Below are 17,152 nucleotides of genomic sequence, written 5' to 3'. Positions count from 1 at the left end.
CCCTCGTCATTCCGCCAATCGGAATAGCGCAGATATGAGGGCGAGGGAATTCCCCTCAGAGCAGCAGGGCGGTCGTGCCCCGGATCAGCAGGATCACCGACAGGGCAAGGAGCAGGATCTCGATCACGCGGACATAGATCGCCTGAGGCAGCACGCCGGTCAGCCAGCGCCCCAGCCCGGTGCCCAGCACCCCGAAGCCGATCAGCCAGGGGATCAGCGTCCAGTTGAGCCCGTCGAACTGCCCGGCCAGCGCATAGCCCGGCAGTTTCGACAGGTTCACCACCGCAAAGATCATCGCCACGGTGCCCGCATAGATCAGCTTGGGCATCTGTTGCGGCAGCAGATAGGCTTGGGTCGGCGGTCCGGCGGAATGGGTGAGGTAACTGGCGATCCCGGCCAGAGTGCCCCAGGCGAGCGCCGGGAGGGGTCTGGGCTCGGTCTTTTGCGCCGGGCTGCTGCGCAGCCAGGATCGCAGGCAGTACCACAGGCCGATCAACCCGGTGAAGATCAGCAGCAGCGCCTCGGGGGCGACGGTGACGATCAGCGTCGCGATCCCCACGCCAAGCAGCATGGCCGGGAGCAAAAGGCGCAGGTTCTCCCTCGAATACTCCCGGCGGTAGAGCCAGACGCTGACCCAGTCGGTGACGATATAGACGGGCAGCAGCGTGGCGGCGGCCACGACCGGGTTCATCGTCAGCGCGACCAGCGGCACCGCCAGCGATCCCATCGTGGCCAGCCCGCCCTTGGCGGTGCCAACCATCAGGGCGGCGAGGAAGAGGAGGGGCGTGGGGTCCATTTGGGTCCTTGGATCGGTCGCGACTTGGTAGGGCAGGGTTTGGGCGGGGGCAATGGGGGGCGGTGGTTGGGTGCGTTCGTGGCGAGAGGCCCCGGCGCGGGGGCCGGGGCCTGGCGGGGGCTGTCCCGGCCTTGTGCCGGGACCTTGCGTGGCGAGGGGAGATGTAGTGTGGAGGGCGGTTGGCGTGTTGCGCTCGTTGTGAAAGGCCCCGGCGCGGGGGCCGGGGCATGGCGGGGGCTGTCTTGGCCTTGCGCCGGGACCTCGCGTGGCGAGGGGAGATGTCGTGTGGAGGGCGGTTGGCGTGTTGCGCTCGTTGTGAGAGGCCCCGGCGCGGGGGGCGGGGCCTGGCGGGGACTGTCCCGGCCATGTGCCGGGACCTCGCGCGGCTTGGGAAGACGTTACGCGCTTGGCGAAACACTTGCCTCCGCCAACCGCTTCCGCCTAACTCGCGGCATGATCCTGTCGCGCGGCCGTCGTTATCTCTTCATCCATATCCCCAAGACCGGGGGCACCTCTCTGGCGCTGGCGCTGGAGGATCGGGCGATGAAGGATGACATCATGCTGGGCGACACGCCCAAGGCGCGGAACCGGCGGGGGCGGGTCAAGGGGATCGAGACGCGCGGGCGGCTCTGGAAGCATTCCACACTGGCGGATCTCGACGGGCTGGTAAGCCCGGAGGAGCTGGACGATCTGCTGATATTCGCGCTGGTGCGCAATCCCTGGGCGCGGGCGGTCAGCTATTATCACTGGCTCCGGCGGCAGGAGTTCGACCACCCGGCGGTGCGGATCGCCAAGGCGATGGCGTTCAGCCCCTTTCTCAGCCAGCCGCTGATCCGCGAAAGCTTTCGCGCCAGCCCGGCCCGGCATTATGTCACCGATGCCCGGGGTCAGGAGCGCCCCGCGCTGTTCCTGCGGGTGGAGCATTTTGCCGAGGATGCCGCGCCGCTGTTCGACCACCTGGGCTTCCGCTTTGAGCTGCCACGGGAAAACGTGACCGGCATGGGCGCGGATTACCGGCAGTTTTACAGCGAAAGCGATTCGGCGATCCTGGGGGAGGACTGTGCGGAGGACGTGACCCGCTTCGGTTATGCCTTCGATCCCCTCTGACTGTCGCTGCTGATCGGACAATTCCCCGCAGGCGTCGCGACCGTGGCTCAAATACGGCCAAAGTCCCGAAGTTGCCCCATTTCCAACCCGTTCCGGCCCCTCTGTGCCCTCTTAATGAATTGGTGAAACGGCAAAACGCCGAGGACGGGAGTAGAACATGACCAACGCATTCACCAAAGGCGCAGAGCTGGCCCGCCGAATGACCGAAATCTCCGGTGCCTATGATGGCGCAGCGATTGGCGCATGCTCCGGTCTGGTCGAGGGGACCAAGATCGCCACGGCCATGGGCTTCCAGCGGATCGAGACGATCGAACCCGGTGCCCGCGTGGTGACGTTCGACAATGGTCTTCAGCAGGTCCGTGCCGTCCGTCGCGAGCCGCTGTGGTTTGCCGAAGGCGACTGCCCCCGCGCCATGCAGCCGCTCTTCGTGCCTGCCGGGGCCATCGGCAATGCACAGGACATGGTTCTGCTGCCGCACCAGGCCGTGCTGATCGAAAGCGATACGGCTGAGAGCGTCTTGGGCGATCCCTTCGTCCTGATCCAGGCCAAGGATCTGGAAGGTGTCTGCGGCATCCACCGCGTGACCCCCGATGCGCCGGCCTATGTTGTGACGCTTGAATTCGACAATGACGAGGTTGTCTTCGCGGCCTCCGGCGCGATGTGCATCTGCCCCGCGCGGACCGACCTCGAAGGTATGCTGACCCGCCCCGAAGGCGGTCGTGAATACCGTACGATCAAATCCTGGACCGATGCCGCGCTCGTCTCCGCGATCCGCGACGAGCTGGACGGCGGTCTGGCCATGGCGGCCTGATCGACACTTGTCCCCGGGCCGCCGGTCGGGCGGCCCACCATACCCTGCCGCTCCGGTCAGGGGACCTGAGGCCACGGTGCACGCCGTGGCCGTTTTTTTGGCTCCGTTAGTGGGTCAGTCTTCCATCGCCTTGATCATATCCACCCTGGTGCCATGTCGGCCCCCTTCGAATTCGGCGCTGAGAAAGGCGTCGACTATATCCAGCGCCAGACCCTCGCCAATGACCCGCGCGCCCATGGAGAGCATGTTGGCGTCGTTGTGCTGGCGGATCATCCGGGCGGAAAACGTGTCGTGGCAGACCCCGCAGCGGATGCCCTTGACCTTGTTGGCGGCCATCATGATGCCCTGACCGGTGCCGCAGATCACGATGCCAAGCCGCGCCGCGCCGGAGGCGACCATTTTCGCGGCCGCCTCCCCATGCAGGGGATAATGGGTGCTTTCACTGGTCTGGGGTCCGATATCCGTCACCACCCATCCCTGCGCCTCCGCATGGGCGGCGATGGTGCGGCGCAGGTTGATGTCTGCGTGATCGCTGGACAGGACGAGGGTCTTTTCGGTGGACATGGGGCGGGCCTCTGGCTGGTGCTGCGCCTGTCCTTTTAGGCCAGCGCCGCGTGTAGTCCAGACCCCAATCCGCCGGTGCGGCCCCATGTCAGGCCGGGGTGTCAGGCCCGGGCGTGCCCGCGGTGTTGGAGGACGCGCCCTGTCCTTGCCGGAAACACGCTCCGGTCAGTGATATGCCGACGCAAATCTGTTTCGCGCCGCCGGGTTTGCGGCCATACTGCATCCAGTCTCAGAGGAGTAGGACCCGTGAACGATTTCGAACAGGTATTGATGGCCCTTGGCGATGTGGCGAGCCTCTGGATCTGGTTGCTGGCCATCCTCATCCTGCTGACGATCTGGCTGGGCGTCAAAATCGTCCCGCAGTCGGAAAAACATGTCGTGGAGAGGTTCGGGCGGCTGCGCGCGGTACTCGGGCCGGGGATCAACTTCATCATCCCGTTTCTCGACCGCATCGCGCATCGGGTGTCCATCCTGGAGCGGCAGCTGCCCACGGCCAGCCAGGATGCGATTACTGCGGACAACGTGCTGTTGCAGGTCGAAACCTCTGTCTTCTACCGCATTCTGCAGCCTGAGAAGACGGTCTATCGGATCCGGGATGTCGACGGGGCTATTGCCACGACGGTGGCCGGCATCGTCCGGGCCGAGATTGGCAAGATGGAACTGGACGAGGTGCAATCGAACCGGGCGGCCCTGATCGGCACGATCAAGACCAGCGTGGAGGATGCGGTCGATGACTGGGGGATTGAGGTAACGCGGGCCGAAATCCTTGACGTCAACCTGGATCAGGCGACCCGGGATGCCATGTTGCAGCAGTTGAATGCGGAACGGGCGCGGCGGGCGCTGGTGACCGAGGCGGAAGGCAAGAAGCGGGCCATCGAGTTGAAAGCGGATGCCGATCTCTACGCCGCGCAGAAGACTGCGGAGGCGCGGCGGGTGCAGGCCGATGCCGAAGCCTATGCGACCGGCGTCGTGGCCAGCGCCATTGCCGACAACGGGCTGGAGGCGGCGCAGTATCAGGTCGCGCTGAAGCAGGTGGAATCGCTTGTGGCCCTGGGCGAGGGCAGTGGCAAGCAGACGATTGTCGTTCCGTCCTCGGCGCTGGAAGCCTTCGGCAATGCCTTCGATCTGCTCAAGGGGCGGCGGTGATGGTCTGGTCGGTGTGGTGGGTCTGGATTGCGGCGGCCCTCGTCCTGGGGATCATCGAGGTGCTGGCGCCAGGTTTCATCTTCCTCGGGTTTTCCATCGGGGCGCTCGCGATCGGGGTGCTCTTGCTGGTCGGAGGGCCGGCGGCAACGGCCATCTCGGGGTCCTTGGCGGTGCTCCTGGTGGTCTTTGGATTAGTGTCGGCGCTGGCCTGGGTCGTGTTGCGGCGTGTGGTCGGCGTTCGTCGCGGGCAGGTCACTATCTTCGAGCGGGATGTGAACGACGATTGAGGCGGCGGATAGCTGGCCCGGGGCTGTGGTTTATTGGCATCGGAGAGAGACCCCGGCGCAGGGCCGGGGTTTGTGAGGGGGCGGGCGCCTTTCGCTGGTTTGCGGCCGTTAATTTAAGCACGATCCCGGAATTTCCCGGTCACGGTGTGCCGGGCTGCCGTCGCGCCGCGCTGATCGGCGCTATTTTTCCCGGATGTAGGCCTTGGAGACATAGCCCTTGAGCCCGCGCGCCTGGCGGAGCGAAACACGGCACCAGACCGTGCTGCCCGTGCGTTCACAGTCGCGCACCAGGACCTCGGCCCCGTTCGGCAGGCCGACGATCACGTCATAGCCGGTGCCGGGCCCGGCCCGCATCTTGAGCATGTCATCCTCCGCGACCCCGTAGACCTCATGACGATCGGCGGCGAGGGCGGGGGTGGCCAGGGCGATCAGCCCCGCGGCGAGGAGGGCAATAGGACGGGTCATGGGCACTGCTTCTGTTTGTTTATTGCCAGTTTAGGACGGATAGCGACACGAGGGAAGGCGCGGTGTCGGTCCGGCCTCTTGCCAGCCTGTCCGAGCGGCGCCTAGCATGCGCAGTCTGACAGGGATTCCGTGGTGTTACGGCCATCTCGCGGACGCGGGGCATGGAGCTGGATCCACATGTACAATCACGACAGTAACTTTCAGGACGGGCTGCGGGGCAAATCCTTTTCGGGTGAGGGCGCCTTTGCCCGAGAACAGTTCCGCCAGGGCCGGATGCAGCGCTTTGACCTGAGCGGACCGAAACCGGATCAGGCTGGTGGTGGTTCGGCTGGCGGCGGGCTGGCAGCTGCGGGCCTGCTCTTTGCGCCGCTCATCGTCTTTGCCCTTGCGGTGACCCCGGTGGCGGGGTTCGTCGCACTGGCAGGTGCGGCGCTTGAGGCGCGGCGGTTACGCGCGAAAGGGGAGGCGGTGCCGATGCGGGCGCTGTTCGTTCCGATGCTGGCCGCGTCCTTCTGGGTGGTTCTGGTCTTTCTGGGCTCGGCCTTCCTGCTTCTGGGGGCGAGCGGTGTCTTCAGCGTGCTCTTCAGCCTTGCGCTGGCGGCCGGGGTCGGCGGCGGGATCGGGGCGGCGTTCTATGCGCGGATGACCGGACGCAGCCGCGGCGAAAGCTTCCTCGACGTGCAGCGGAATGTCGTCGCGCCCTCGGCTGTGATCCTTCTGGTGTTTGTCATCGGGTACATCATCGGGGTCCCGCTGCCGGACATCGTGCTGATCCAGTGGATGCTCTGGACCGGCATTGCGGGGATCGTTATCGCCGTGCAGGCCGCGCTGGTCTTTGCCCTCATCATGCGGGTCATGGCGGGGCGGCGGTTCGTGCCGACCTTGCTGTCCTCGGGCATCGCGGTGTTTCTGGCCCTGTTTGCGACGGCCTGCGTCTTTTACTTCCTGCAGTTCGGGGGGCGTTTCCTGGATGCGGTCGGCGGTCGCAGCGGGGTAGAGGCCGGGGCATCGCTTGGCGGGATATTCGGCGGCGCACTCGGCTTCGCGCTGCTGAACGTGCCGGGGGTTCTGATCTGCCGCGCGGTGCTGGGGATGACGGAGCCGCCGATGTCGGGGGCCGGGCGGTGGATTTCCGCGATCCTGCTGACCGGGATCTGCACATTCCTCTTCCTCAACGGCGCGCGGGCGATGTACTGAGGCCTCTTGCGCGGATGCCGGATCATCCGGCGGCGCAGACGGAGGCAGTCATGCGGGCAAGACGGAGACAGGATGCGGTGCGTGTCCGGGCAAAGGTCGCCCGGATCGCCGCGATCTGGCATGGCGATGTCGCGCTTTCGCGGCGGCAACTGGGCAAGCTCGCTTCGACCCATGCGCGGCCTTGTTCGTGCTGGCTGTGCGGTTCCCGGAAAGAGGTGCCGCCCCGGGGGGAACGGGGCGGCTGATGTGTCGGTCCTGGCGTGGGGCCGGGATGCGGTGCGGGGTCCCGGCGCGGGGGCCGGGACTTGATGCGACGGGTAGGCTGCCCCGGCCTTGCGCCGGGGCCTCGCGTCGGTTTGCGATCACCGAACGGGTCGATTGAGAACCTCGCCGCGCCGGGGTCCCGGCGCGAGGGCCGGGACTTGGTGTGTCGGAAAGGCTGCCCCAGCCATGCGCCGGGGCCTCGCGTTGGTTTGCGATCCCCGACCGGGTCCGTTGAGAACCTCGCAACGTCGGGGTCCCGGCGCCGGGGCCGGGACTTGGTGCGACGGGTAGGCTGCCCCGGCCTTGCGCCGGGGCCTCCCGTCGGTTTGCGATTGACGACCGGGCCCCTTGAGACCCTCGCCGCCTCGGCGTCCCGGCGCGGTGGCCGGGACTCGTCGGTGCTTGTCAGGCGGCCTGTTTGCCTTCGCCGAAGCGACCGTAGAAGCTCTGACCCTTCGCGGCCATCTCCCGCAGCAGATCGGGGCAGGAGAAGCGGGGCCCGAACTTCTGGGCCAACTGGTCGCAACGCTCGGCCGCGTATTCCGCGCCGAGGATGTCGAGCCAGCTGAACGGACCGCCGGACCAGGGGGCGAAGCCCCAGCCTAGGATCGCGCCGACGTCGCCTTCGCGGATGTCCTCCAGCACGCCTTCTTCCAGCGCACGGACGGCTTCCAGCACCTGGGCGAACATCAGGCGATGCTGCACTTCGGTGACGTCAGGCTGCTCGTCCAGCGTGGGCGTGAGGGCGTCGAGCCCCTCCCAGATGCCTTCCCGCTTGCCCTTCTCGTCGTAGCTGTAGAAGCCCGCATTGGATTTGCGGCCCAGACGACCCTGATCATAAAGCGCGAACATCAGGTCATCGACGGGCTTGTTGTCGGCGGGGTACTTGTCGCCAAGCGCCTCTTTCGTCGCCTTGGCGATCTTCACCCCGAGGTCGATGGAGGTCTCGTCGATCAGCTGCAGCGGGCCGACGGGCATCCCCAGAAGGCGCGCGGCATTGTCGACCAGCACCGGTTCCACCCCTTCGGCGACCATGCGGGCGCCTTCGTTGAGGTAGGGGATGATGCAGCGGTTGGCGTAGAAGAAGCGCGCGTCATTGACGACAATCGGCGTCTTGCGGATCTGGCGCACGTAGTCGAGCGCCTTGGCCACCGCGCGGTTCCCGGTTTCGCGGCCCTTGATGATCTCCACCAGCGCCATCTTCTCGACCGGCGAGAAGAAGTGGATGCCGATGAACTGCTCCGGCCGTTTGGAGGCCTTGGCAAGATCGGTGATCGGCAGGGTGGAGGTGTTGGTGGCGAAGATGCAGTCCTCGGGCACCACGGCCTCGACGTTTTTCGTCACTTCGGCCTTCACGCCCATGTCCTCAAACACGGCCTCGATGATCAGGTCGGCATCCTTGAGCTGGTCGTAATCGGTGGTCGCGTTGATCTTCGCGAGGATCGCCTCGGCCTTCTCCGGCGTGGATTTACCGCGCTTGATGCCCTTCTCGAAGTAGCTCTCGACATAGGCCTTGCCCTTGTCGGCGGCCTCCTGCTTCTGGTCGATCAGCACCACCTCAATCCCGGCCTGGGCCGAGACGAGCGCAATCCCCGCGCCCATCATGCCTGCGCCCATGACGCCGACTTTTTTCACGGTCTGATCCGGGGCCTCGGGACGGTTCGCGCCTTTTTCAAGCGCTTCCTTGTTGAGGAAGAGCGACCGGATCATCGCGCCCGAGGACGGGTTGAGGATGACGGAAGTGAACCAGCGCGCCTCGATCTTCAGCGCGGTGTCGAAGGGCACCATCGCGCCCTCGTAGACGGCCGACAGCAGCGCCTTGGCCGCCGGGAAGGCGCCCCAGGTCTGGCTGTTCACCATGGCGTTGGCGCCGACGAAGGTCTGGAAACCCGCCGGATGGTAGGGCGCGCCGCCGGGCATCTTGTAGCCCTTTTCGTCCCACGGCTTGACGATCTTCGGCTCGCTGAGGACCCATTCCTTGGCAGCCGCGACCGGATCTTCGACCACCTCGTCGATGATCCCTGCGCTTTTGGCCTTCTTCGGATCGACCGACTTGCCCTGCAGAAGATACTGCGAGGCGCCCATGACGCCCAGCTTGCGCACCAGACGGGTGGTGCCGCCAGAGCCGGGGAAAATGCCGACCATGATCTCGGGCAGGCCGAGCTTGGCCTTGGGATTGTCGGCGACAAAGATCCGGTGGCAGGCAAGGGGCAGTTCCAGCCCGATGCCCATAGCGGTGCCGGGAAGCGCCGCGGCAATCGGCTTGCCGCCCTTGTTGGTCTTCGGCTCCATCCCCGCGCGTTCGATCTTGCGCAGCATGTGGTGCAGTTGCATGACGCCGTCGAAGACGCCCTGTGCGCCCTCTTCTTTCATGCCGGCCAGGACATTGAGGTCCATGCCGCCCGCGAAGGCATCCTTGCCAGAGGTGATGACGATCCCCTTGACCGCATCGTCCGCCAGCGCGTCGGTGATCGCCGCGTCCAGCTCTTCCGCGCCGGTCGTGGTCAGGACGTTCATGGATTTGCCGGGCAGGTCCCAGGTGATGATCGCGACGCCATCGGCGCCTTTTTCCATCGTGAATTCAGCCATTTGAAAGACCTCCCTTACACGCGTTCGATGATTGTGGCCGCACCCATGCCCGACGCGACACAGAGCGTCGCAAGGCCGGTGCCTTTGCCGGTGCGCTCCAGCTCATCCAGCAGTGTGCCGATGATGATCGCGCCCGAGGCGCCGAGCGGATGGCCCATGGCAATCGCGCCGCCGTTCACGTTGAGCTTGGCATGATCCACGTCGAAGGCCTGCATGAAGCGCAGTACGACCGAAGAAAACGCCTCGTTCACCTCGAAAAGGTCGATGTCGGAGATCGACATGCCGGACTGTTCGAGGATGCGCTGCGTGGCAGGGACAGGGCCGGTCAGCATGATCGTCGGATCGGTGCCGATCTTGGCGGTGGCGCGGATCACGGCGCGGGGCTTCAGCCCGTATTTCTCACCGAATTCCTTGTTCCCGACCAGAACGGCGGCAGACCCATCGACGATGCCGGAGGAGTTGCCGGCATGGTGCACATGGTTGATCCGCTCCAGATGCGGGTATTTCAGCTTGGCGACATTGTCAAAGCCCGGCATGACCTCGCCCATGTCCTTGAAGGAGGCCTTCAGGGACCCGAGCGACTGCATATCCGTCCCGGGGCGCATGTATTCGTCGCGGTCCAGGATGGTCAGCCCGTTCACATCGCGCACCGGCACGATGGATTTCTCGAACCGGTTGTCGGCCCAAGCGGCGGCCGCGCGCGCCTGGCTTTCCACGGCAAAGCTGTCGACGTCATCGCGGGAGAACCCGTATTCGGTGGCGATGATATCGGCGGAGATGCCCTGCGGGACGAAATAGCTGTCCATCGCCACGGTCGGATCGACGGCAACCGCCGCCCCGTCCGAGCCCATGGGCACGCGGGACATGCATTCGACGCCGCCCGCGATATAGGCTTGGCCCGCGCCACCCCTGACTTGGTTGGCGGCCAGGTTGACCGCTTCCATGCCGGAGGCGCAGAAGCGGTTGATCGAGAGGCCGGGGATCCGTTCGTCGAGGTCCGAGGCCAGCACGGTGGTCCGCGCCAGGCAGCCGCCCTGTTCCATCGCCTGGGTCGCATTGCCCCAGATCACATCCTCGACCGCGTGACCGTCGAGGCCCGAGCGCTCCTTGATCGCGTTCAGCATCTGCTTGCCAAGTGCGACCGAGGTCACCTCGTGCAGCGATCCGTCGGCGCGGCCCTTGCCGCGCGGGCTGCGGACCGCGTCATAGATATAGGCGTCTGTCATATCTGCCTCCTTGGGTATGGGATAGGCGGTGTGCGACCTTAAAGACCGCGGTCGGAGGGCCGACCGGGCATCAGGTCATAGGGGTGTTTCCAGCCGTCGAGCGCTTCGATGTTCGACAGCCACCGGTCAATGTTCGGCCAGTCGGCGCGGTCGAAGCCGAAGGGTTCCGGGTAAAAGAGATAGCCACAGCAGGAGAAATCCGCATGGGTCGGGCCGGAGCCGACCAGCCAGTCGCGGCCTTCGAGCGCGGCGTTCAGCGTCTTGAAGGCCGCCTTGAGGCGACCGGCCATGAAGCCGATGACCTCCTGCGGGCGTTTCTCCTCCGGCAGGAAGTTCATCAGGAAGCGCTGCGTGCCGCATTGCGAGGACATCTTGTGATTGTCCCAGAACATCCAGCGTGTCACCTCGCGCGCCTCTTCCTTGGTGGTGCCGCCGAATTTCCCGGTCTTTTCCGAGATATACATCTGGATCACTCCGGACTGGGTGATCGTGGTGTCGCCATCGACCAGCACCGGAACCTCGCCCATGTTGTTCAGGGCGGTGTATTCCGGGCTGCGGGCCTCGCCGCCGAAGAAATCGACCTTGATGGGTTCCCAGTCGAGACCGGAGAGCGAGAGGGGCAGGGCGGCCTTGTAGGCGTTGCCACTTTCCCCGAAGCAGTAGAGTTTGATCATTGGTGTCCTCCCTGGACCGTTTCACCGTGGGGGCCAGCCCCACGCCCCCGGAGTATTTTCGGAAAGATGAAGGGGCGGTTCATCCTTCCTTTACTGGTTTCGACAAACCTCATGGCGCGTCACAGGCTGGAGAGCCGATGGACGTGAAAGGTGAAGCCCCGTCCCGCGCAGGTAACCAGGTTGCCCCGAGGGACGGGGTGGACCTGAGCGTGTTCCCGAACTTCATCTTTCCCGAAAATACTCCCGCCGGAGGCCTTCGCCCGCAACTGCAAAGTGACGACCTGACCTGTGCGCGGATCGCTCATCTCTTGCGGTCCTCCAGTTCGGAATTGAACAGCCGCAGGCGATGCGTGAGGTTGTCCTCATCCGTGACGCTGTCGAAGTTCTCGAAGAGGAAGGACAGGGCCTCGCCCTCGTCCAGCCCGGCCTCCTGCGCGAAACGTTTCAGGCGGCGGTAGCCGTCTTCGGTCATGGCGACCGGGAAACGGCGGGTCAGGCGGAAGCGTTTGGGCATGTCTCCTCCTCTGGTCCGGTGGCCGGTATGGGGTATTCCCGCATCCCCGCGGAAATACCCCTGGCCGGTCTTGGCGACATCTGCCGCCGGGTCCGTGAGCGGAGGCCGAAGCCTCCCTGTCGCAGTCGTGGCGCGGGTTGGTCCCGGCTCAGAAGTTGGCCGCGTCGAGCGCCATGACGGGGGCGGCGCCGGAGGTGATCCGGGCCACATGCATGGCGCAGGCGGGCAGGCGGCGGGCCATGTAGTAGCGGCCTGTCGCGAGTTTGCTTTCGTAGAAGTCGCGGTCTTCGGCCCCGCCGTCCAGCGCGGATTTCGCGGCGACGGCCATGCGGGCCCACATGTAGCCCAGGCAGACATGGCCGAAGAGGTGCATGAAGTCATAGGACCCTGCGAGTGCCTCGTTCGGGTTCTTCATGCCTTGCTGCATGAAGAACATGGCCGCTTCCTGCAGCTGCTTGGAGGCGGTCTTCAGCGGCTCCATGAAGTTGGCCTTCAGGTCCTCGTCATCGGAGTTCGCCTTGATGAAGCTCTTGATCTCCTCGAAGAAGGCCATGGCGGGTTTGCCTCCGCCAGCGGCCAGTTTGCGGCCGACGAGGTCGAGGGCCTGCACACCGTTGGCGCCTTCGTAGATCATGGTGATCCGGGCGTCGCGGGTGAACTGCGACATGCCCCATTCCTCGATATAGCCGTGGCCGCCGTAGACCTGCTGGGCCAGCACGGTCATGTCGAAGCCCTGGTCGGTGAGGAAGCCCTTCAGAACCGGGGTCATCAGCGAGACGAGGCCCTCGGCCTCCGCATCACCGTTGCGATGCGAGCGGTCGATCAGCGAGGCGGACCAGAGGCCGAAGGCGCGGGCGCCCTCGATGAAGCTTTTCTGATCCATCAGCGAGCGGCGGATATCCGGGTGGACGATCAGCGGATCGGCGGGGCCGTCGGGGTTTTCCGCACCGGTGATGGCACGGCCCTGCAGGCGATCCTTGGCGTAAGCGAGGGCGTTTTCATAGGCGACGGTGGCCTGGCTCAGACCCTGCATCGCGACGCCGAGACGCGCTTCGTTCATCATGGTGAACATGGCGCGCATGCCCTTGTGCTCCTCGCCCAGGAGGTAGCCGACAGCGCCGTCGTAGTTCATCACGCAGGTGGCATTGCCGTGGATGCCCATCTTCTCCTCGATCTTGCCGACGGACACCGCGTTACGCTCACCCGGCGTATTATCGTCCTTCACGATGAACTTCGGCACGATGAAGAGCGAAACGCCCTTGATCCCCTCGGGGCCGCCGGGGATTTTCGCCAGCACGAGGTGGATGACGTTGTCGGACATGTCGTGATCGCCGGCGGAGATGAAGATCTTCTGGCCAGTGATCTTGTAGCTGCCGTCATCCTGCGGTTCGGCCTTGGTGCGCATTAGGCCCAGATCGGTGCCGCAGTGCGGTTCCGTCAGGTTCATGGTGCCGGTCCATTCGCAGGTGACCATCTTGGGCAGATAGGTCTGCTTCTGCTCGTCCGAGCCGTGGGCGTGGATGGCGGAATAGGCGCCGTGGGTCAGGCCCGGATACATCATGAAGGCCATGTTGGCGGCGGAGAAGATTTCACCGGTGGCCGTGGACAGCAGGTAGGGCAGGCCCTGGCCGCCGTACTCCGGATCGCAGTCGAGGCCGGTCCAGCCGCCTTCGCGGAACTGGTCGAACGCGGCCTTGAAGCCCTCGGGGGTCCGGACCACACCGTTTTCCAGCGTCACACCCTGCTGGTCGCCGACGGCGTTCAGCGGTGCAAAGACATCGGTAGAGATCTTGCCGGCTTCCTCCAGGATCGCGGCGGTGAAATCGCGGTCCAGGTCTTCGTAACCCGGCACATCCTGCGTGGACGTCTGAAGCACGTCATGCAGAACAAACTGCATGTCTTTCACAGGTGCGGTGAATGTCGGCATCTCTCTCTCCCGTTCTGGCCGAGGTTATTCGGCCGCCTTGGTCTCGGTGTTCAGGGACGCGATAATGCTGGCGCCCCAGTCCATTTGCTCCTTCAGCTCCGCGATTGCCTCGTTCAGCTCATCACGGCGCGCTTCCATATCGGCGAGGCGCTGTTCCGCTATTTCATAGGTCTTGACCAGTTGGGTATGTTGCTGGTCGCCCATGTCGTAGAGGTCAAGCAGCTGGCGCAGTTCCTCGAGGCTGAAGCCAAACCGCTTGCCCCGCAGGATCAGTTTCAGCCGCGCCCGGTCACGCCGGGTGAAGAGCCGTTTCTGGCCTTCGCGGATCGGAAAAAGCAGCTCCTTCGCTTCGTAAAACCGCAGGGTGCGCGGGGTCACCTCGAAGGTGTCGCACATCTCGCGGATCGTCATCAGTCGGTCGGATTCCATAACCATTGCCCATCAGTTTTGATCGGGTGGTCAAAAATCAGATCCTGGCCCTCATTACAACGCAGGTTGACGTTAACGTAAGCGATACGTCGCGTCATTTTCAGGTTGACGTAAGATCAGCCAATTCGGAGCCGTGTTTTGTGAAACTTTTCTAAAGGCCGGCTGCGCCAAATCCGGCCGTTTCGGGCGAGGTAGACTGCCGTGGGGGCACCCGCATGGCTATTTCTCGACGATGTCACTGACCGCGTCGGTTGATTCGCCATAGGCCTCCAGGGACGCGGCGGTGCGGTCGCGCAGGGCGCGCAGCTCCGCTATGGTTTCGTCGATCTGCCTGCGCTGGCTTTCCAGTTCCAGCAGTTGCGCATCTGCGCTTTCGACCCAGGTCTGCATCTGCGCGTCGGAGCCTTCCTCGTCGTAGATGTCCAGCCATTGCCGGATCGCTTCGAGGGAGAACCCGTATTTGCGGCCGCGCAGGATCAGCTTCATCCGCGCGCAATCGCGGGGATGGTAGAAACGCGACCGGCCCTCGCGTTCCGGGCTCAGCAACTCGATATACTCGTAATACCGTAGGGTGCGCGGGGTTACGTCGAACCTTTCGCACATCTCCTTGAAACTGAGACGGCTCTCGCTCATGCCGACCTCCGTCGTGGTGTTCAGCTGTTCAATTGTGACGCGGGGTCATTCTGGCGGGGCGGAGGGGGAACCGCAAGCGTGGCGTCGGCTATCGGGTTGCCCTGCGGCAATATTGCCGATCATATGGAGCAAAAGGAGACGCCATGGCGACGACATCCCCCCCAGATCCATCCGCCAGTACCAGCCCCGAGGACATGCTGCGCATCGCGCGTCAGTTCATGGAGGCGCTGCCCCATGCCAAGGCGTTGAATATCGCGCTGAACTCCATCGGGGGCGGGCGGGCCGAATTCTCCATGCCCTATGACGAGCGGCTGATCGGGGATCCGGACACCGGGGTGCTGCACGGAGGGGCGGTGTCGGCGCTGTTGGACTCGGCCGCCGGGGCGGCGGTGATCGCCCATCCCGACAGTGGCGGGGGGACGGCGACGCTGGATCTGCGGATCGACTACATGCGCGCGGCGACGCCGGGGCAGACCATCGTGGCGCAGGCCCATTGCTATCAGGCGACGCGCAGCGTGGCTTTCGTGCGGGCGGTGGCGCTGGATGACGACCGCGACCGGCCTGTCGCCACGGCCACCGGCGCCTTTACCTTCACGCCGAAATCATGAGCGCGGGGGGAGGGAACCGGCCGGAACCGGTACAGGACGTCAAGAAGCGGCGCGACACGGCGCTGCAATCGCTGGTGGCGGGGGTGCCCTATATCCAGTTCCTCGGAGTGCAGTTCGACCGCAGGGGGGATGAGCTGACCGCGGTGCTGCCCTTCAAGGACGAGTTGATCGGCAACCCGCTGCTGCCTGCGTTGCATGGCGGGGTGACGGCGGGCTTTCTGGAGATTACGGCGATCGTGGGCCTGGGCTGGTCGATGATCTGGGAAGAGATGGAGAACGGCGCGCGCGACCCCGGCGACATGGTGAGCCGGCCATTGCCGCGTTTGCCCAAGACGATTGATTTCACCGTGGATTACTTGCGGTCCGGTTTGCCACGGGACGCTTATGCGCGGGCGCGGGTCACCCGCTCTGGCCGCCGTTACGCCAGTGTGCAGGTCGAAGCCTGGCAGGACAATCGCGACCGGCCCTTTGCCCATGCCATGGGGCACTTCCTGGTCGCGCGCAGACCCGGACCGGAGAATGGCTGACCCGATCACGCACCGGCGTGTGCTGAAGATCGCCCTGCCGATCGTCCTGTCCAATGCCACGGTTCCGCTGCTGTCGGCGGTGGATACCGGCGTGGTGGGCCAGTTGGGAGAGGCGGCGCCTATCGGGGCCGTGGCCATCGGCGGGATCACACTGACGGCGATCTACTGGATGTTCGGCTTTCTGCGCATGGGCACGACCGGGCTGACAGCGAATGCCCTGGGCGCCGGTCAGGCGGGCGAGGTGGCGGCGCTGCTGACCCGCGCGCTGCTGATCGCCATGGCGGGGGGGCTGGCGCTGATCCTGTTGCAATGGCCGATCTTTGGCGCGGCCTTCGCGCTGTCCCCGGCCTCGGCGGAGGTGGAGGAGCTGTCGCGGCAATACATGTCCATCCGCATCTGGTCGGCCCCGGGGGCGATTGCGGTCTTCGGGCTGACCGGCTGGCTGATCGCGCAGGAACGTACGGGCGCGGTGCTGGTGATCCAGCTGGTGATGAATGGGCTGAACATGGCGCTCGATGTGCTGTTCGTGCTGGGCTTCGACTGGGGCGTGCCGGGGGTGGCGGTGGCGACCTTCATCGCGGAATGGGCGGGCTGTCTGGTCGGGCTCTGGCTCTGCCGGGCGGCGTTTCGCGTGCCGGCCTGGCGGGACTGGGACCGGGTGTTCGACCGGGTGCGGCTGGTGCGGATGGCGGTGGTGAACCGGGATATCCTGATCCGGTCGCTGCTGCTGGAGATCATCCTCGTCTCCTTCGTCTATTTCGGCTCGGATTTCGGCGATGTGCAGCTGGCCGCGAACCAGGTGCTGACGCAGTTCACCTTCATCACCGCCTATGCGATGGATGGCTTTGCCTTTGCGGCGGAGGCCTTTGTCGGCCAGTCCCTGGGGCGGCGCGACCGCGCCGGGTTGCGGCGCGGGGCGGTCATGTCCAGCATCTGGGGCGTGGCGATCTGCGTTGTGCTGGCGCTGGTCTTCCTGTTGGCGGGCGGATTGATCATCGACCTGATGACCAAGGCGCCCGAGGTCCGTCTGGCCGCGCGGGAGTACCTGCCCTGGATGGTGGCCGCGCCGCTTGTCGGCTGCGCGTCGTGGATGTTCGACGGGATCTTCATCGGCGCCGCCCGGTCGCGTGACATGCGCAACATGATGGCGGTGAGCTTTGTCATCTATTGCGCCGCGATCTGGGCGCTGGTTCCGATCTACGGCAACCACGGGCTGTGGATGGCCCTGCTGATCTCCTTCGCCGCGCGGGGGATCACCCTGGCGTTGCGCTATCCTTCACTGGAGGCGGATGCAGACAGTCCGGCGGAGGCGGCGTAGGGGGTAGAGGGGGCTTTGCCCCCCCGCCGCTGCGCGACGTCCCCCAGGATGTTTTCGGCAAAAAGAAAGC

General features: G+C 65.2%; 18 protein-coding genes. 8 read left to right on the top strand and 10 right to left on the bottom strand.

Annotation, left to right across the window (positions count from 1 at the left end; translation table 11 throughout):
• Positions 1-55: 55 nt before the first annotated feature.
• On the bottom strand, positions 56-796 hold the full coding sequence (locus ACFC2Y_RS15210; protein WP_375175421.1) for a sulfite exporter TauE/SafE family protein: 741 nt from the start codon (positions 794-796) through the stop codon (positions 56-58).
• Between the two features lie 453 nt (positions 797-1,249).
• On the opposite strand from ACFC2Y_RS15210, the gene ACFC2Y_RS15205 reads away from it, so the two are divergent.
• Together ACFC2Y_RS15205 and ACFC2Y_RS15200 are read left to right on the top strand one after the other, a co-directional pair.
• The gene (locus tag ACFC2Y_RS15205; RefSeq protein ID WP_375175575.1) at positions 1,250-1,903 is read left to right on the top strand and encodes a Type II secretory pathway, pullulanase PulA; all 654 of its coding nucleotides are present in this window, start codon (positions 1,250-1,252) and stop codon (positions 1,901-1,903) included.
• A 157-nt stretch (positions 1,904-2,060) separates the two neighbouring features.
• Positions 2,061-2,714, top strand: coding sequence for a Hint domain-containing protein (locus ACFC2Y_RS15200; RefSeq protein WP_375175420.1), 654 nt, complete (start codon positions 2,061-2,063; stop codon positions 2,712-2,714).
• A gap of 114 nt (positions 2,715-2,828) precedes the next feature.
• Here the strand turns inward: ACFC2Y_RS15200 and rpiB are convergent, their stop codons facing one another.
• Positions 2,829-3,278: a ribose 5-phosphate isomerase B gene (gene rpiB / locus ACFC2Y_RS15195; protein ID WP_375175419.1), complete on the bottom strand. Its 450-nt coding sequence runs from the start codon at positions 3,276-3,278 to the stop codon at positions 2,829-2,831.
• Between the two features lie 270 nt (positions 3,279-3,548).
• Here rpiB and ACFC2Y_RS15190 point away from each other — a divergent pair, with 270 nt between their 5' ends.
• Both ACFC2Y_RS15190 and ACFC2Y_RS15185 read left to right on the top strand, forming a co-directional pair.
• Positions 3,549-4,424, top strand: a complete 876-nt coding sequence (locus ACFC2Y_RS15190; RefSeq protein WP_375175574.1) for an SPFH domain-containing protein — start codon at positions 3,549-3,551, stop codon at positions 4,422-4,424.
• Complete coding sequence (locus ACFC2Y_RS15185) at positions 4,424-4,711, top strand: NfeD family protein (RefSeq protein ID WP_375175418.1); 288 nt, start codon at positions 4,424-4,426, stop codon at positions 4,709-4,711. The genes ACFC2Y_RS15190 and ACFC2Y_RS15185 overlap by 1 nt, the downstream gene beginning before the upstream one ends.
• A 180-nt stretch (positions 4,712-4,891) precedes the next feature.
• Here ACFC2Y_RS15185 and ACFC2Y_RS15180 read toward each other — a convergent pair whose 3' ends face one another.
• Positions 4,892-5,176 (bottom strand): SH3 domain-containing protein, encoded by a 285-nt coding sequence (locus ACFC2Y_RS15180; RefSeq protein WP_375175417.1) that lies wholly within the window; start codon positions 5,174-5,176, stop codon positions 4,892-4,894.
• 177 nt (positions 5,177-5,353) lie between these two features.
• On the opposite strand from ACFC2Y_RS15180, the gene ACFC2Y_RS15175 reads away from it, so the two are divergent.
• Entirely contained in the window at positions 5,354-6,373 is a 1,020-nt protein-coding gene (locus ACFC2Y_RS15175) for a hypothetical protein (protein WP_375175416.1), read from the top strand.
• Between the two features lie 669 nt (positions 6,374-7,042).
• Here ACFC2Y_RS15175 and ACFC2Y_RS15170 read toward each other — a convergent pair.
• The 7 genes from ACFC2Y_RS15170 to ACFC2Y_RS15140 form a co-directional block, all read right to left on the bottom strand.
• The gene (locus ACFC2Y_RS15170) at positions 7,043-9,226 is read right to left on the bottom strand and encodes a 3-hydroxyacyl-CoA dehydrogenase NAD-binding domain-containing protein (RefSeq protein ID WP_375175415.1); all 2,184 of its coding nucleotides are present in this window, start codon (positions 9,224-9,226) and stop codon (positions 7,043-7,045) included.
• Between the two features lie 14 nt (positions 9,227-9,240).
• Positions 9,241-10,452 (bottom strand): acetyl-CoA C-acetyltransferase, encoded by a 1,212-nt coding sequence (locus ACFC2Y_RS15165; RefSeq protein ID WP_375175414.1) that lies wholly within the window; start codon positions 10,450-10,452, stop codon positions 9,241-9,243.
• 38 nt (positions 10,453-10,490) lie between these two features.
• Positions 10,491-11,126 carry a glutathione S-transferase family protein gene (locus ACFC2Y_RS15160; RefSeq protein ID WP_375175413.1) on the bottom strand — a complete coding sequence of 212 codons (636 nt, stop codon included), beginning with the start codon at positions 11,124-11,126 and terminating at the stop codon, positions 10,491-10,493.
• 301 nt (positions 11,127-11,427) lie between these two features.
• Positions 11,428-11,640, bottom strand: coding sequence for a hypothetical protein (locus ACFC2Y_RS15155; protein WP_043748131.1), 213 nt, complete (start codon positions 11,638-11,640; stop codon positions 11,428-11,430).
• A 148-nt stretch (positions 11,641-11,788) separates the two neighbouring features.
• Positions 11,789-13,567: an acyl-CoA dehydrogenase C-terminal domain-containing protein gene (locus ACFC2Y_RS15150; RefSeq protein ID WP_375175412.1), complete on the bottom strand. Its 1,779-nt coding sequence runs from the start codon at positions 13,565-13,567 to the stop codon at positions 11,789-11,791.
• A 24-nt stretch (positions 13,568-13,591) separates the two neighbouring features.
• Positions 13,592-13,996 (bottom strand): MerR family DNA-binding transcriptional regulator, encoded by a 405-nt coding sequence (locus ACFC2Y_RS15145; protein WP_375175411.1) that lies wholly within the window; start codon positions 13,994-13,996, stop codon positions 13,592-13,594.
• A 219-nt stretch (positions 13,997-14,215) separates the two neighbouring features.
• On the bottom strand, positions 14,216-14,629 hold the full coding sequence (locus tag ACFC2Y_RS15140) for a MerR family DNA-binding transcriptional regulator (RefSeq protein ID WP_375175410.1): 414 nt from the start codon (positions 14,627-14,629) through the stop codon (positions 14,216-14,218).
• A gap of 143 nt (positions 14,630-14,772) precedes the next feature.
• On the opposite strand from ACFC2Y_RS15140, the gene ACFC2Y_RS15135 reads away from it, so the two are divergent.
• Genes ACFC2Y_RS15135 through ACFC2Y_RS15125 form a run of 3 tightly spaced genes read left to right on the top strand, consistent with a single transcriptional unit; the run spans position 14,773 to position 17,082 of the window.
• Positions 14,773-15,237, top strand: coding sequence for a PaaI family thioesterase (locus ACFC2Y_RS15135; protein WP_375175409.1), 465 nt, complete (start codon positions 14,773-14,775; stop codon positions 15,235-15,237).
• On the top strand, positions 15,234-15,764 hold the full coding sequence (locus tag ACFC2Y_RS15130; protein WP_375175408.1) for a PaaI family thioesterase: 531 nt from the start codon (positions 15,234-15,236) through the stop codon (positions 15,762-15,764). Before ACFC2Y_RS15135 ends, ACFC2Y_RS15130 begins: the two co-directional genes overlap by 4 nt.
• Positions 15,757-17,082 carry an MATE family efflux transporter gene (locus ACFC2Y_RS15125; RefSeq protein ID WP_375175407.1) on the top strand — a complete coding sequence of 442 codons (1,326 nt, stop codon included), beginning with the start codon at positions 15,757-15,759 and terminating at the stop codon, positions 17,080-17,082. The genes ACFC2Y_RS15130 and ACFC2Y_RS15125 overlap by 8 nt, the downstream gene beginning before the upstream one ends.
• Positions 17,083-17,152 lie beyond the last annotated feature (70 nt).

The organism is Pseudooceanicola sp. (assembly GCF_041987405.1).
GTDB lineage: Bacteria > Pseudomonadota > Alphaproteobacteria > Rhodobacterales > Rhodobacteraceae > Pseudooceanicola.
The sequence above is the reverse complement of the archived record's forward strand: the minus strand, read 5'-3'. Positions and strand labels throughout refer to the sequence as shown.

Bases quoted from the DNA above. Each gene is read 5' to 3' on its own strand.
- ACFC2Y_RS15210 (WP_375175421.1), bottom strand. From the start codon at position 796: ATGGACCCCACGCCCCTCCTCTTCCTCGCCGCCCTGATGGTTGGCACC.
- ACFC2Y_RS15205 (WP_375175575.1), top strand. From the start codon at position 1,250: ATGATCCTGTCGCGCGGCCGTCGTTATCTCTTCATCCATATCCCCAAG.
- ACFC2Y_RS15200 (WP_375175420.1), top strand. From the start codon at position 2,061: ATGACCAACGCATTCACCAAAGGCGCAGAGCTGGCCCGCCGAATGACC.
- rpiB (WP_375175419.1), bottom strand. From the start codon at position 3,278: ATGTCCACCGAAAAGACCCTCGTCCTGTCCAGCGATCACGCAGACATC.
- ACFC2Y_RS15190 (WP_375175574.1), top strand. From the start codon at position 3,549: ATGGCCCTTGGCGATGTGGCGAGCCTCTGGATCTGGTTGCTGGCCATC.
- ACFC2Y_RS15185 (WP_375175418.1), top strand. From the start codon at position 4,424: ATGGTCTGGTCGGTGTGGTGGGTCTGGATTGCGGCGGCCCTCGTCCTG.
- ACFC2Y_RS15180 (WP_375175417.1), bottom strand. From the start codon at position 5,176: ATGACCCGTCCTATTGCCCTCCTCGCCGCGGGGCTGATCGCCCTGGCC.
- ACFC2Y_RS15175 (WP_375175416.1), top strand. From the start codon at position 5,354: ATGTACAATCACGACAGTAACTTTCAGGACGGGCTGCGGGGCAAATCC.
- ACFC2Y_RS15170 (WP_375175415.1), bottom strand. From the start codon at position 9,226: ATGGCTGAATTCACGATGGAAAAAGGCGCCGATGGCGTCGCGATCATC.
- ACFC2Y_RS15165 (WP_375175414.1), bottom strand. From the start codon at position 10,452: ATGACAGACGCCTATATCTATGACGCGGTCCGCAGCCCGCGCGGCAAG.
- ACFC2Y_RS15160 (WP_375175413.1), bottom strand. From the start codon at position 11,126: ATGATCAAACTCTACTGCTTCGGGGAAAGTGGCAACGCCTACAAGGCC.
- ACFC2Y_RS15155 (WP_043748131.1), bottom strand. From the start codon at position 11,640: ATGCCCAAACGCTTCCGCCTGACCCGCCGTTTCCCGGTCGCCATGACC.
- ACFC2Y_RS15150 (WP_375175412.1), bottom strand. From the start codon at position 13,567: ATGCCGACATTCACCGCACCTGTGAAAGACATGCAGTTTGTTCTGCAT.
- ACFC2Y_RS15145 (WP_375175411.1), bottom strand. From the start codon at position 13,996: ATGGAATCCGACCGACTGATGACGATCCGCGAGATGTGCGACACCTTC.
- ACFC2Y_RS15140 (WP_375175410.1), bottom strand. From the start codon at position 14,629: ATGAGCGAGAGCCGTCTCAGTTTCAAGGAGATGTGCGAAAGGTTCGAC.
- ACFC2Y_RS15135 (WP_375175409.1), top strand. From the start codon at position 14,773: ATGGCGACGACATCCCCCCCAGATCCATCCGCCAGTACCAGCCCCGAG.
- ACFC2Y_RS15130 (WP_375175408.1), top strand. From the start codon at position 15,234: ATGAGCGCGGGGGGAGGGAACCGGCCGGAACCGGTACAGGACGTCAAG.
- ACFC2Y_RS15125 (WP_375175407.1), top strand. From the start codon at position 15,757: ATGGCTGACCCGATCACGCACCGGCGTGTGCTGAAGATCGCCCTGCCG.